Below are 15,108 nucleotides of genomic sequence, written 5' to 3'. Positions count from 1 at the left end.
CTAAGTGCGCCAAAAGCATTACGAGACAAGCTGTCACATGGTATAAATAAAATGTAAACGTTATCAAGGAGGTCGTCATATGAAGAAAAAATCATTCTCAATCGTAATAGCGGGCGGAGGGAGCACATTTACTCCCGGGATTGTTCTGATGCTCTTGGACCATTTGGAGGAGTTTCCGATCAGAAAGCTGAAGCTGTATGACAATGATAAGGAAAGACAGGAGCGGATTGCGGGAGCCTGTGACGTTTTTATCAGAGAAAAAGCACCGGAAATTGAATTTACAGCGACGACTGACCCGGAAGAAGCTTTTACAGACGTTGATTTTGTCATGGCACACATCAGGGTAGGGAAATACGCGATGCGTGCGCTTGATGAGCAAATTCCGCTGAAGTACGGGGTTGTGGGCCAGGAGACGTGCGGGCCGGGCGGTATCGCATACGGTATGCGTTCAATTGGCGGCGTGCTTGAAATATTAGATTACATGGAAACATACTCGCCAGATGCGTGGATGCTGAATTACTCCAACCCGGCGGCGATTGTGGCGGAAGCAACGAGACGCCTCAGACCGAACTCAAAAATCCTCAACATCTGTGATATGCCGGTCGGTATCGAAGACCGTATGGCGCAAATTCTCGGCCTGTCCTCAAGAAAAGAAATGAAGGTCCGGTATTACGGGTTAAATCATTTCGGCTGGTGGACATCCATTCAGGATCAAGAGGGCAATGATTTAATGCCGAAGCTGAAGGAACATGTGTCTCAGTACGGGTATATTCCGAACGCAGAGTCCGAAGCGGTGGAGGCGAGCTGGAATGACACGTTTGCAAAAGCGCGTGACGTGCAGGCAGCCGATCCTGACACATTGCCGAATACGTATTTACAGTATTATCTGTTCCCGGATGACATGGTGAAAAAATCAAATCCGAACCATACGCGGGCAAACGAAGTCATGGAAGGACGCGAAGCCTTTATTTTCAGCCAATGCGATATGATTGCACGCGAGCAGTCCTCTAAAAACAGCGACATCAAAATAGACGATCACGCGTCATATATCGTCGATCTGGCCCGCGCCATTGCCTACAATACAGGCGAAAGAATGCTTTTAATCGTTGAAAATAACGGCGCAATCGCAAACTTTGACCCGACAGCGATGGTAGAGGTGCCGTGTATCGTCGGCTCAAACGGGCCTGAACCGATCACAGTCGGAAACATTCCGCAGTTCCAAAAAGGACTGATGGAGCAGCAGGTATCAGTTGAGAAATTGACAGTTGAGGCGTGGACGGAAAAATCCTTCCAAAAACTATGGCAGGCGCTCATTCTCTCAAAAACAGTGCCGAACGCCCGTGTGGCAAGGCTCATTCTCGAAGATTTAATGGAAGCCAATAAAGATTTCTGGCCGGAGCTTGATCAAAGCCCTAGCCGCATCTCCTAAATGAAAAATCCCCCATTTTCGAAATCTATATTGTATATAATAGAAAGAAAATGGGGGGGATCTGATTTGCAGCTCGAAGAACTAATTAATCAGCATTACAGCAAATTAAATGACAATGATTTTCATATTTTGAAATATATATTGAACCACAAGAACACGTGCTACCGTCTTGGAATCGATGCCCTTGCGAAAGCGTGCAGTGTATCGCGTTCCTCGATTTTGCGTCTTGCCCAAAAGCTTGGTTTCAGCGGCTACAGTGAATTTCGCGTTTTTTTGAAGTGGGAAGATCAGCCGGAAGAAGGCGAGAGTATGAGTTTTCAAAAGCTGCTAGATGACATTGAAGCAAACCTGAAATTTTTAAGGACAAAGGACATGACGGACATGTGCCAGCTGATTGATGAAGCGGACCGCATTTTCGTGTACGGGTCCGGAACGGCGCAAAAGATATGCGCCCATGATCTGCAAAGAATGTTTATCCCTCTCAATAAGTATCTGATTTTAATTGAGGGCAGAAATGAATTTGACCAGATGCAGGATGATTTTAAGGTGAATGACCTGTTTATCATCATTTCGCTGTCCGGAGAAACACCTGAGCTGATCCCGCAGGCAAGAATGCTTTCCACAAAGGGTGTTCCTTTTATTTCCATAACGAATCTGAAAAACAATGTCCTCGCCCAACTGACACCGCATAATCTTTATGCGACAAGCAAGGCCGTGACATTGAGCGATAAAAAAGAAATTGTCGCTTTTGCGCCGTTTTTTCTCGTTGGCGAAGCATTGTTCCGCGCATATGTTGATTACAAAGAAGCTGAAAAAAACGACATTGAGTAGCAGGGGGTTTTGGTATGATGCAAAAAGTCCAGCGCTTTGGAAGCGCGATGTTTGTGCCTGTTCTATTATTCGCGTTCGCCGGCATTATCGTAGGTGTCAGCACGCTTTTCAAAAACGAAACCCTAATGGGGCCGCTCGCTGATCCTGACGGGTTTTGGTATCAGTGCTGGTATATTATTGAGCAGGGCGGCTGGACCGTATTTAATCAAATGCCGCTCTTATTCGCCATCGGCATTCCAGTCGCTTTGGCGAAAAAAGCTCAGGCGCGCGCTTGTTTGGAAGCGCTTACGGTTTACTTGACGTTCAACTACTTTGTCAGCTCGATCCTGACAGTATGGGGAGGAGCATTCGGCGTCGACATGAACCAAGAGGTCGGCGGAACGAGCGGATTAACGATGATTGCCGGCATTAAAACGCTTGATACCAACATTATTGGGGCAATCTTTATTTCTTCCATTGTTGTATTTTTGCATAACCGCTATTTTGATAAAAAACTGCCTGATTTTCTCGGCATCTTTCAAGGCTCCACGTACATCGTCATGATTTCCTTCTTTATTATGATTCCGGTCGCCCTGGCCGTGTCTTTTATCTGGCCGATGGTCCAAACGGGAATCGGCTCGCTTCAAAGCTTTCTTGTTGCCTCGGGGGCAGCAGGTGTATGGGTTTACACGTTTCTGGAACGGATTTTGATTCCGACCGGTCTTCATCATTTTATTTACACGCCGTTCATCTACGGCCCGGCTGTGGCGGAAGGCGGGATCGTCACGTATTGGGCGCAGCACCTCGGTGAGTATTCACAAAGCGCCAAACCGCTGAAGGAGCTGTTCCCGCAAGGCGGATTCGCGCTTCACGGCAATTCGAAAATCTTCGGCATTCCGGGGATTGCGCTCGCGTTTTATGTCACAGCCAAAAAGGAAAAGAAAAAACTCGTCGCCGGCCTGCTGATTCCTGTCACACTCACGGCGATCGTTGCCGGCATTACAGAGCCGATTGAGTTTACTTTCTTATTCATCTCTCCTTTCCTATTTGCGGTTCATGCCGTACTCGCCGCGACAATGTCGACGGTCATGTATATGGCCGGTGTTGTCGGAAACATGGGGGGCGGGTTAATCGAGGCGGTTACCCTGAACTGGATTCCGCTCTTTGGCAGCCACGGTATGACGTATGTGTATCAAGTTCTGATTGGACTCTCATTTACTGCTATTTATTTTTTCGTCTTCCGATTTCTGATCCTTAAATTCAATATTGCCACACCGGGACGGGAAATTGACGATCAGCAGGAAACAAAGCTGTATTCAAAACAGGAATACAGAGAAAGAAAAAACAAAAAGGACGAAACAGCCTCCGCTGCGGAAACGGCAGATGAAACCGCTGCATTGTACATCGAAGCGTTAGGCGGAAAAGACAACATCACCGAGGTCACAAACTGCGCCACCCGCCTCAGAGTCAGTGTCAAGGATGAAAAAAAGGTCGAACCCGACAGCGTCTTCCGCGCGCTTGGCGCACACGGCGTCGTCAGAAACGGGAAAGCGTTTCAGGTGATTATCGGATTGAGTGTGCCGCAGATGCGGGAGCGTGTGGAAAAATTACTAAGTTGAATAGTCAAGGTTTATCAGTGCGCTGTTTTAAGACAGCGCATTTTTGTTTGTCATACGTTTGCCACCTATAGGTGTAAGGGATGTTTATCGAAAATTAGGGGGTAGAAAAATGGAGAACTATACAACATTTTTAGGTCTTTACAAACCTGAAAAAACTGAAAGCATTGAGATTGATTCAAAGCTTGCTGAGAATTTTGAAACAATCGATCGTAAAATTGGGACTGCGCTTTATGATGGAACAACAACATTTGAAAACTTAAATGAAAGACTCAAAATGTATGAAAACAGATTTGAGCATCATGAAGAACGAAACGTAATGGATTATGGAGCCAAAGGAGACGGAGTTACGGATGATACGCAAGCATTTCAGGATGCGATGGCCGAGGGCGGTTATCTGATAAAAGTTCCTGCAGGCGTATTTAGGGTATCTGGATTGCTTGTTCCTTCGAATACAATGCTGGTTGGAGCAGGTAAGAAAAGAACCATCATCAAGTTATTAGACGACACACCAGTGGGTCACTCTGTACTTACCAATAGTGATCATACAAATGGTAATGAAAATATCTATATTGGACATGTAACACTGGACTGGAATAAAGATACGCGCCCTACTGGGTGGAAGATCCCTAAAGGCCCCACTTCAAGCTGCTTGCTTTTTGCAAATGTGGATTACTCATTTGTGGAGCATGTTTTTGCAAAAAATGCGGGCCTTCACGGATTCGATGCTACAAGCCCAAATTATAACAGACACGGAGAAAATGATGATCCTGCTTTTTATCAGCCTGGTGGCTGCAACTTTGTAACCTTTTCATACTGCGAAGCAACAGGCTCGGGTGATGACAATTTCACATGCCACTTTGGAAAGCATACGACTTTCAGTCATTGTCTATCCTATCATCCAATGGGGTTAAATGATGGATCTTCAAATACAAACTGCTTTGAAATTGATGATGGCTCTCAGGATGTGATGGTTGATAGCTGCATTGCAATTGGAGGAGTTCGAGGATTTGAAATTAAAGCTCATGACTATGCTCCGGCTGCGAAAAGAGTTCAGCTCGTGAACTGCCGTGCCTATGAGAATGCGATTAGTTTTTGCATTCGGCATATAGGACACCACACAGCAAGTGATCCTCAATCAGCATCAGCTCATGATGTTCAGCTGGCTAACTGTATCGCATATAACCCTAAGCCAAATGACCTTTATAAAGGGGCAGGACCAAATGCTCTGCAAATTTCAGGCTACGATGGTGTCAACGTGGTGAATTTTCATGCTATATGCGATGATTTATCAATTAACTATAAGGGAAATTCAGTAGTAAGTGTGTATTATAAAGGGCGCCTAATCAATTTGAAGAATATAACGATTCGAGGATTTAAGACTGCTGATAATGATATTTATATTGTAGGTGGCGACAATTCTGTCGGCAAAGTAATGATTGATGGTGTGACTTTGATTGATTCAGCCGAAAAGGGTGTTGTTTTCGGGAGCGGTATGTACGAGTCTGTCGTTAGTAATGTATGGGGGCAAAGATCGCCTAAAAATAACAGTGGTACTGTTGGTATTTATTCTACTGATCCGGATCTCAATGTTTCTAATTGTGATTTTTCAGGCTACGAAACCGACTTTGAAATTGGCGGAGTCGTGACACCTTACTTTTTGTTTAAACATAAAGGAAGCGGGGTTATTGGTTCTCGTGAATCTCATGCTACTGGAAATAATAATTTTGTAGCCGGATCAGTTCGGGGAAGAGCAACTGGCGCTGCCCAATCTTCAGTGATCGCCTCATATAATACGATCAATCCGAATTCAGACTCAGTTGCTCTGGGATGGGCAAGCGGGAGCACACCATCCTCAGCAAACAGAAAGATTGAACTTCATGCAAAAGATGGAACGATTAAGGCTTCAGGAAGCATAAAGAGTTCCCAAACGTTTACCGATTACGCAGAGTATTTTGAGAGTTTAAGCGGTGAAAAAATTCCGACAGGAACCTTGGTTACTCTGGAAGGGGATAAGATTAGACCTGCGAATAAAGGTGACATTATGCTTGGAGTAATTTCTGAAACAGCAGGTGTGATTCTTGGTGAGTCAAGCTTTCATTGGTCAGGAAGATACTTGAAGAATGATTTTGGCGGATATATTTATGAGAAACAGAAAGGTGCTAATGGCCAGCTCGTCATGGCACCTAGGGAAAACCCTGATTATAAGCCGGATAAGAACTATGCTTCTAGGGAAGACAGGGATGAATGGAATGTTGTGGGGCTTGTAGGACAGGTCTATGTAAGATGTGACAGCACAGTAAAAGCTGGTGACTTTATTCAAGCGCATAACGGAATTGCAACAAAAACTGAATCTCCTAAACAAAATTGGCAGGTCATGAGAGTAATAAAAGAGTTTGACAAGAGCAAGGAATATGGAGTGGCTTTAGTTTTTATTAGGTAATATAAAATGTGCATATCCTAAATAGAGGTGCTTTTTGCGCTCTATTTAGGGTTTTACATAAGATTTCAGAAATGTATCACCTCATTTTTTATCAGAGAAGTACTCCTCGCAAAAAAGGTCTTCGTTTTAACATTTCTATTTTATATTTTTCCTTTAGTTCAATTTATCTTTCTAGTGTCTTTTCATTGACCTAAGTCAATCCCGCATCTTAACTTCTGTAGAGTAAAATTACTGATATGCCTTTAATGAATGCAGGTTCAGCCACTTATTGCATTCGGCTCGATGGGCACTGAGAAGCCTCTTTTCGGAGCGTATAAAGCCCGATTGCTCTGCTCTTAAAAACATTCGTACTTAAGCCACAATAGGGGTTTTCCTTTCAATTCACTTTCCACTTATTTGCTGCATTGTCTTTTCAGACGAACTCCTTTTAAAACACAGTCTCTAAATCGATATTAGATTCAGAGTTTTTTCTTTACTTTCATAACACATCCTAAAAGTAAAATTCTTTCATCAAGCTCCGCAAACAATTAAAATAAAAAGTACATATTGCTAAAAGGATTTGGAGGCTTTTACATGTCAAAGGCTTTATCATATTTAAAACCATACTCACTTCTGGTGGGAATTGCGCTGATTCTCATGCTGACGGAACTCGCGGTTGAACTGGTACAGCCTCTATTGATTGCAAAAATCATCGATGATGGGATTTTGAAGCAAGACATGCAGCACGTTTGGATATGGGGTGCGGTCATGATCGGACTGACCATTTTATCATTTGCGGCGGGTATGCTGAATTCCTTTTACGCTGCCCATGTCAGCCAAAGCTTTTCCTACGATACGAGAAAAGGGCTTTTTCAAAAGATTCAGTCCTTCTCTTATTCAACATTTGGACAGTTTTCGTCCTCATCCTATATGACAAGGCTCACAAACGATGTAACACAGGTGCAGAACCTGATTTTTATGAGCCTGAGGTTTATGCTGCGTGCGCCGTTAATGATTGTGGGCGGCATTGTGCTGTCACTCGCTGTTAACGTGAAGCTCGGCTTTTTTCTTCTTGTGACGATTCCGATCCTGATTTTGTTTTTGCTTTGGGTACTGAAAAAAGGCGGGGCGCTGTTTAGGTCTGTGCAGAAACGGCTGGATCAAGTGAATACGATCATGCAGGAAAATTTAACTGCGATCAAGCTGATTAAAGCGCTGCTGCGAGGAAGCCATGAGGTCAAGAGATTTATCAAAGCAAACACGATGCTGATGCAAAAAACGGTCTCCGCATTTCAACTGGTGGAATTTACGATGCCTGTGCTGATGCTGCTGATGAACCTCTGCATTCTTTTTATTTTATGGGCGGGAGCTCACAGCATTACAAGCGGAGGTTCTCAGGTCGGCGATGTTGTCGCGGTTATTAACTATGCGACACGAATTACGGGTGCGCTTTCTATGTTCCCGTTTTTGATTATGATTTTTACCAGGGCAAAAGCTTCAGGCGACAGAATCGGCGAAGTGCTTGAAACAGAAGGTGACGAGCAGGAGGGAGGATTACTCTCAGATCGCTTGTCAGGCCGAATTGATTTTCAGGATGTGTCCTTCCGATATCCGGATATGGACAGAGAAGCGCTGCGGCATGTCTCATTTTCCGCAAAGCCGAAAGAAACGATTGCGATTCTCGGGGCGACGGGATCAGGGAAATCGACGCTTTTTCAGCTCATTCCGCGGCTTTATCTGCCGGATTCGGGCAGCATCTACATAGATGAAAAACCAATTGATGACTTTCCAGCGGAGGGTCTTCGCAAGCAAATCGGATTTGTACCCCAGGAAGTGCTCTTGTTCTCAGGCACAATCAAAGAAAATATAGCTTGGGGCAAAGAACATGCTTCACTTGATGAAATAATGGAAGCAGCCAAACATGCGCAAATCCATGAAACGATCATGAAGCTTCCAAAGGGATATGATACCGTCCTGGGACAAAGAGGCGTCAATTTGTCCGGCGGCCAAAAGCAGCGGATTTCTATTGCACGGGCGCTGATCAGAAAACCATCCATCCTTCTTTTGGATGACAGCACAAGCGCGCTTGACCTGCAAACGGAAGCGAATCTGCTTGAGGCCATCAGCACATATGAGTGCACAACCTTAATCATTACACAAAAAATAACAACGGCCATGAAAGCTGATGAAATCTTGCTGTTGGAGGATGGCGAGCTGATAGAAAAAGGCACACACAGCGAGCTGCTTTCTGAATCACATTTATACAAGCGCATTTACGAGTCGCAATTCGGAAGGGAGGGGAGCGAGTCGTGCTGAAAGACATCCGCAAGCCTTTCCAATACCCCAAAATCCCAATCGATAAAAAAGAACGCGCCAAAAAAAGAGCGAAGGCAAAGGATACAAAAGGCACCCTGAGACGAATCTGGTCATACCTGGCAGAACGAAAAGGGCTGCTCATACTCGTTATGCTGATGGTCGTAATCAGCGCGATATTCGGCCTCCTCGGCCCCTTTGTGATCGGAAAGGCCATTGATCATTTCATCGTCGGCCAGACGGTCAGCGGGCTTATTCCCGTTCTGCTCATTCTGCTTGGCATATATCTCATTCAATCTTTGTCACTCTGGTTTCAAAACTATTGGATGATCACGATTTCGCAAGGCACAGTCTTTAGAATGCGAAGCGAGCTGTTCACCCATCTGCATGAGCTGCCGATCCCGTTTTTTGATAAACAGCGGCATGGAGAGCTAATGAGCCGGGTGACCAATGACATCGAAAATGTCAGCTCTACTTTAAATACGTCGGTGATTCAAATTCTGTCGAGCGTCATTACCTTCGTCGGAACGATTGCCGTCATGCTGTATATGAGTCCGCTGCTGACAGTGATTACGCTGACGATCATTCCAGTAATGGCGGTGAGTTTGAAATGGATCACTAACCGTACGGGGAAACTCTTTAAAGAACAGCAAAAAAACCTCGGCGAGCTGAACGGATATATTGAAGAAAGCATTTCAGGCGCAAAGGTCATCAAAGCGTATTCACGGGAAGATCAGATTACAGCTGAATTTCTGGAAAAAAACGCCGCACTCAAGACTTCAGGCTTCTGGGCACAGACAATTTCCGGCTTTATCCCGAAAGTGATGAACTCTTTAAACAATTTAAGCTTTACAATTATTGCTGCAATCGGCGGACTGTTTGCGCTGAAAGGCTGGATATCCATCGGCACCATCGTTGTCTTTGCCGAGTACTCAAGACAGTTCACTCGCCCTTTAAATGATCTGGCCAATCAGTTTAATACGATGCTGTCCGCTATTGCCGGCGCTGAACGGGTGTTTGACGTACTGGATGAAAAAGAGGAGCGTGAGGATGAAAAGAATGCCCTGCATCAGCCGATACAAACAGGCAGCATCGAATTCCGAAATGTTTCCTTCGGCTACGAGGAAAACAATCAGACGCTGAAGCACCTTCAATTTACAGTGCCGGCCGGGCAGTCAATCGCCTTTGTCGGCCCGACGGGAGCGGGGAAAACCACTATAACCAATCTCCTTGCCCGTTTTTATGAGCCCGATGAGGGAAGCATTTTAATTGACGGGATTGATATTAAAAAGCTGACAAGGGCCAGCCTGAGAAAAAACATGGGGTTTGTGCTTCAGGATTCGTTCTTATTCCAAGGCACGATCAGAGAAAATATCCGCTACGGCAGGCTCGATGCCTCCGATCAGGAAGTCGAGGCCGCAGCAAAAACAGCGAATGCGCACAGCTTTATTGCGCGGATGCCAAAAGGATATGATACAGTGCTGACACAAAACGGCTCGGGCATCAGTCAAGGTCAGAAGCAATTGATCTCCATAGCAAGAGCCGTGCTGGCCGATCCGGTTCTGCTCATTTTGGATGAAGCGACAAGCAACATTGATACCGTAACAGAAGTGAAAATCCAAGAAGCGCTTGCCCGCTTAATGGAGGGGAGAACGAGCGTCATCATTGCCCACAGGCTGAATACCATTCAAAGAGCGGATCAGATTGTTGTGTTAAAAGACGGCGAAATGATTGAAAAAGGCAGCCATGATGAGCTGATACGCCAAAAAGGATTTTACAGTGACTTATACGAAAGCCAATTTAAGCAATAATGAAAAAGACCTTTGTCCTGCACAAAGGTCTTTTTTGTTACAGATTTATAGTACTTTCATTTCAATTTCGTAAAATGTAACAAAATTACTTGACGTAAACAAGTTATGTATATATACTAGCTTACATTAAGTAAGTGATAACATTTATCAAGGAGGATAAAAATGAATAAATCATTTGAAATTGGCACATTACTTTTAAGAATCATCACAGGTATTATCTTTTTTGTTCACGGTTTATCAAAGTTTCAGGCAATGGAGGGCACGATCCAATTTTTTGGCAGCATAGGGCTTCCAAGCTTTATGGCGTATGTCATCGCAGCGATTGAACTCGTTGGAGGAGTGCTCGTCTTTTTCGGATTGGCTACACGTATTGTAGGAGTTCTGTTTGCTCTTACGCTGATTGGAGCCATTATTACAGTGAAGCTGAAAGCGCCATTCATGGGGAACTCAGAATTTGATTACCTTCTGCTTCTGACATCAATCCACCTGGCGCTTTCTGGAAGCCGTTTCTTGGCGCTGGACTCATTTGTGTTTAAAACAAAAAAGAACGAAAATGTATCAGCATAAGAAAGAGGTATACAGCATGACCAGCATTCATGAGGGTACAACCATTGGCTATGTCAAACTCACAATCCGCAGTCTGGAGCGTTCCCTTCAGTTTTACTGCAATGTGATCGGCTTTCAAGTCTTGAAAAAGACGGACCGCAGAGCTGAATTAACGGCTGACGGAATACGCACCCTTCTTATTCTTGAAGAAAATCCAAGCGCTGTCGTCTTGCCTGAACGCACGGTAACGGGCCTGTATCACTTTGCAATTCTGCTGCCCAACAGAAAGGAACTTGGTATCGCACTTGCCCGCTTGATTGAAAAAGGGATTGCCATCGGTCAGGGTGACCATGCTGTCAGCGAGGCGCTCTATCTCTCTGATCCTGACGGAAACGGAATTGAAATGTACGCTGACCGCCCCCGAAGCACTTGGCAGCGGGATCGTGAAGGAAACTATGTCATGACAACAACTGCTGTCGACATCGAGAGCCTTTTGGAAGAGGCCGGAGAAGAGCGGAAAACAACACTTCCAAACGGTACGGTCATCGGGCACATTCATCTGCATGTCAGCGATCTGAAAGAAGCAAAAGCATTTTACACAGATGTGCTTGGCTTTGACATTGTCGGAAACTATGCGGGCATGTCCGCTCTCTTCGTTTCAGCCGGAGGCTACCACCACCATATTGGCTTAAACATCTGGGCGGGAAGAAACGCGCCGCCTAAACCGACAAATGCCAGCGGACTAGACTATTACACGGTTGTCCTGCCTCATCAAGAGGAACTGGATCGAGTAGCAGACCGAGTCAAACATGCCGGATATTCGATCGAAGAAAAGAAAAACAGCTTCCGGGTGAAAGATCCTGTTTCCGGCGCCCATATTGCATTTGTGATTTGACTGTAATCCCTTTGCCGAAAAAACGGCAAGGGAATTTTTTATTTTTGTCCGCCTTGTTATGATGGGAGAACCAACTTGTAAGGGGGCGTTAGACATGGAACTAACCATTTTGTAACGGGCTCAAGCGCTTTAAATAGAGCAAAATGCTGCTTTATTTCAGACCTATTATTCGGGAGCAATGAATTCGAATAAATAAGTGGAAGACACCGCATATGACATAAAGTTCATATGCGGTTTTTATTTTCCAGAAACTCCTGTAAAAAGTGACCTGAGGCAGGTATGATAAGAAGGGAATTTGGTATCGGGGGTGATGGGCGTGAAGGCTCTTATATTTACTAGGATTTTCACCTTAATGGTAAGTTGTTCGGTTTACTTTTTTCTTGTAAAAGATGACCGTTGGTTTGAGTATTTGTTCATCGCTGGCGGTGCGGGTGTGTTCTTAGCAAATCATCTCTTATTAAGAGTAGAGAAATATGCCATTATTTTTTGTTTGATTGATATTGCAGTTGGCTTCTCGTTCGGTTTCATGTTCCCGGGTACAGGTTTATATATCACATTGCTCAGCCCGGTTGCTGTTACCTTTTTTTTGAAAGGGTTTGACCGAAAAACAGTATGGTCTGTGCTCTGTTTTTGTTTTATCATGTGGCTGATTGTGCTCATTCGTACATATCGTATGTTCGGCGATGAATATGTAATGGATCATTGTATTAGCATGACATTCGTTGTCTTCTGTGGAGTCGTCGGCAAATTAATCCGCAAGCTATTGGATACGCAGGAAACGGCAAAACAGCAGTTTCAGGAACTGACGGATTCGCATCGGGCGCTGTCAGCAGCACACCAGGAACTGCATTTATATGCGAAGCAGGTCGAAGAACTCACCGCCATTTACGAGCGGAACAGAATGGCACGGGACATCCATGATACAGTAGGGCACAAAATGACGGCGCTTCTTGTCCAGCTGCAGCTTCTGCGTGAATGGCAAAAAAGAGACAGCCGAAAAGCGGAAGAGACAGTCGGGGTATGTGAAACGCTTGCCCGTGAAGCGCTTGATGATATCCGCTTATCAGTACGCACCCTGCAAACGGAGAGCGATCCCTCATTCATTGAATCGCTGAAACAGCTGACAGAAGACTTTTACAAAAATGCGGGCGTCACATCCGAACTGACGGTCAGCGGCGACCCTGCGCTGGTCCCGCTGTCTCTGCACCCGACTGTAATCAGAACAGTGCAGGAGGCGCTGACAAATGCCAAACGGCACGGCGGCGCCACAGCCTGTTCAATCCAGCTTGCCTGCACAACGGACAGCATCAGCCTTGTTATGAGGGATGACGGAAAAGGAAATCCCGAGGCGGCACTCGGCTTTGGCCTTTTGAATATGAAAAAGCGGGCAGCGGAGCACGGCGGATCGATCCGCTTTGAAAGTGAAACGGATCAAGGATTTACTGTAATCGCCGAATTTTCACTGGCTAATAAAAAATGGAGCTTCGGGCCCGCGCAGCAAAAGGAGAGTTTATCATGATTAAGATCATCATTACCGACGATCAGGATATCGTCAGGGAAGGGCTGGCATCCCTGCTTCAGCTCCGAGAAGAACTCGATGTCATCGCCACAGCGCGAAACGGACAGGAAGCCTTTGAAAAGGCGAAAGACCTGAAACCGGATATCGTATTAATGGACATCCGCATGCCGGTTTCCAACGGGGTGGAAGGAACAAAATTAATCACCAGCTCGCTAACGGGCGTAAAGGTGCTGATGCTGACGACCTTTAAAGATTCAGAGCTGATTGCCGAAGCGCTTGAAGAAGGGGCAAGCGGGTACCTGTTAAAGGACATGTCAGCCGATACAATTGTGAAAGCGGTCATGACTGTTCAATCAGGCGGAATGGTGCTCCCGCCGGAACTCACAGCCCAAATGCTGAATGAATGGAAACGGGAAAAACAGCTGAAAGGAACGGAAGAGAAAGAAAAACCGAAGGAGCTGCACGACTTAACCGAGCGCGAAATGGAAGTGCTGGCTCAGCTCGGGTACGGGCTGAACAATAAAGAAATTGCTGAAAAACTGTATATTACAGAAGGCACAGTGAAAAATCACGTGTCAAACATTATCAGCAAACTGTCAGTCAGAGACAGAACCCAAGCCGCCATTTATTCCGTCAGACATGGCGTATCTGTCTTTTGATAGATGACGTTTGGCATATGCGTTACCTTGAAAAGGCCTGTCACAGGCCTTTTTTTTATGCCTGATGTTCTATCCGGCGCCACATGTTTTACACTCTCATCTCTTCTACAATGGCAATGGGATAAAAAAAGGAGTGAAACGGCGTGCTTCAAGCAGAAAATATCAAAAAGGCATACGGAAAAAAAACAATTGTCAAAGGAATCTCTTTTTCGTTGAAAAAGGGTGAGTCGTTCGGACTGCTCGGACCGAACGGAGCGGGGAAGTCCACAACCATTTCTATGATTTCCGGACTTGTGCCGCTTGACGGAGGGGAGATTACAATCGGCGGGTATGTTATCGGCAAAGACACGAACAAAGCCAAACAAAAAATCGGCATTGTCCCGCAGGAAATCGCCCTGTACCCGACACTGACAGCTCAAGAAAATCTCGTATTCTGGGGGAAAATGTATGGACTCACGCATGGAGAGGCCAAAAAAAGATCAGCAGAAGTCCTTGAGTATGTCGGACTTACTGAGCGTGCTAAAGAGAAAATCGAAACATTCTCAGGCGGAATGAAACGGAGAATCAACATCGGCGCCGCCCTTATGCATAAGCCTGAGCTGCTAATCATGGATGAACCGACCGTCGGCATCGACCCCCAATCGAGAAATCATATTTTAGAAACAGTCAAACAGCTCAACGAAACAGGCATGACTGTGATCTATACGAGTCACTACATGGAAGAGGTCGAGTATTTATGCGACCGGATCGGCATTATTGATCAGGGAGAAATGATTGCGATCGGCACTAAAACCGATTTGTGCAGCCGCCTTGGAGGAGACACGATTATCCAGATGACTGTAAGCAGGACAGATGAAGGGTTCCTTTCTGCTGTCCGCTCTCTTGCCCATGTGAATGATGTGACAGTGAGTGAATCTGAGCTCAAAATTGAGGTTGCTGCGGCGCACCATGAGAAAGTAGTCACCAGCCTGCTCACGGAAGCCGCTGCCCATCAAACGAATCTCCTGTCTCTCCAGGTTCAGGAGCCAAATCTGGAACGGCTGTTTCTGAATCTGACCGGCCGCACATTGCGGGATTAGGAGGGACGG

At 45.5% G+C, this 15,108-nt stretch carries 11 protein-coding genes; all 11 read left to right on the top strand.

The window, feature by feature from the left end:
* Positions 1-79 precede the first annotated feature (79 nt).
* The 11 genes from glvA to V6D42_RS15120 all read left to right on the top strand — a co-directional run bounded on the left by glvA (position 80) and on the right by V6D42_RS15120 (position 15,099).
* The gene (gene glvA / locus V6D42_RS15170) at positions 80-1,429 is read left to right on the top strand and encodes a maltose-6'-phosphate glucosidase (protein WP_168747224.1); all 1,350 of its coding nucleotides are present in this window, start codon (positions 80-82) and stop codon (positions 1,427-1,429) included.
* Positions 1,430-1,495: 66 nt separating this feature from the next.
* Positions 1,496-2,260 carry a MurR/RpiR family transcriptional regulator gene (locus V6D42_RS15165; protein WP_333513773.1) on the top strand — a complete coding sequence of 255 codons (765 nt, stop codon included), beginning with the start codon at positions 1,496-1,498 and terminating at the stop codon, positions 2,258-2,260.
* Between the two features lie 14 nt (positions 2,261-2,274).
* Positions 2,275-3,858, top strand: a complete 1,584-nt coding sequence (gene malP, locus V6D42_RS15160) for a PTS maltose transporter subunit IIBC (protein ID WP_229148953.1) — start codon at positions 2,275-2,277, stop codon at positions 3,856-3,858.
* 109 nt (positions 3,859-3,967) lie between these two features.
* Positions 3,968-6,298 carry a peptidase G2 autoproteolytic cleavage domain-containing protein gene (locus V6D42_RS15155; RefSeq protein WP_333513772.1) on the top strand — a complete coding sequence of 777 codons (2,331 nt, stop codon included), beginning with the start codon at positions 3,968-3,970 and terminating at the stop codon, positions 6,296-6,298.
* Between the two features lie 573 nt (positions 6,299-6,871).
* The gene (locus V6D42_RS15150; protein ID WP_333513771.1) at positions 6,872-8,593 is read left to right on the top strand and encodes an ABC transporter ATP-binding protein; all 1,722 of its coding nucleotides are present in this window, start codon (positions 6,872-6,874) and stop codon (positions 8,591-8,593) included.
* Positions 8,587-10,401: an ABC transporter ATP-binding protein gene (locus tag V6D42_RS15145; RefSeq protein WP_333513770.1), complete on the top strand. Its 1,815-nt coding sequence runs from the start codon at positions 8,587-8,589 to the stop codon at positions 10,399-10,401. Before V6D42_RS15150 ends, V6D42_RS15145 begins: the two co-directional genes overlap by 7 nt.
* A gap of 162 nt (positions 10,402-10,563) precedes the next feature.
* Positions 10,564-10,968 carry a DoxX family oxidoreductase CatD gene (gene catD / locus V6D42_RS15140; RefSeq protein ID WP_333513769.1) on the top strand — a complete coding sequence of 135 codons (405 nt, stop codon included), beginning with the start codon at positions 10,564-10,566 and terminating at the stop codon, positions 10,966-10,968.
* Positions 10,969-10,984: 16 nt separating this feature from the next.
* Positions 10,985-11,842, top strand: a complete 858-nt coding sequence (locus tag V6D42_RS15135) for a VOC family protein (RefSeq protein WP_333513768.1) — start codon at positions 10,985-10,987, stop codon at positions 11,840-11,842.
* Between the two features lie 316 nt (positions 11,843-12,158).
* Positions 12,159-13,361: a sensor histidine kinase gene (locus V6D42_RS15130; protein WP_333513767.1), complete on the top strand. Its 1,203-nt coding sequence runs from the start codon at positions 12,159-12,161 to the stop codon at positions 13,359-13,361.
* Positions 13,358-14,020: a response regulator transcription factor gene (locus V6D42_RS15125; RefSeq protein ID WP_333513766.1), complete on the top strand. Its 663-nt coding sequence runs from the start codon at positions 13,358-13,360 to the stop codon at positions 14,018-14,020. The genes V6D42_RS15130 and V6D42_RS15125 overlap by 4 nt, the downstream gene beginning before the upstream one ends.
* 143 nt (positions 14,021-14,163) lie before the next feature.
* The gene (locus V6D42_RS15120; protein WP_333513765.1) at positions 14,164-15,099 is read left to right on the top strand and encodes an ABC transporter ATP-binding protein; all 936 of its coding nucleotides are present in this window, start codon (positions 14,164-14,166) and stop codon (positions 15,097-15,099) included.
* Positions 15,100-15,108: the final 9 nt, after the last annotated feature.

Source organism: Bacillus sp. 0909A, from assembly GCF_036765115.1.
Lineage (GTDB): Bacteria > Bacillota > Bacilli > Bacillales > Bacillaceae > Bacillus > Bacillus mojavensis.
Note: the sequence above shows the minus strand (reverse complement) of the source record. Positions and strands in the feature narration are given on the sequence as shown.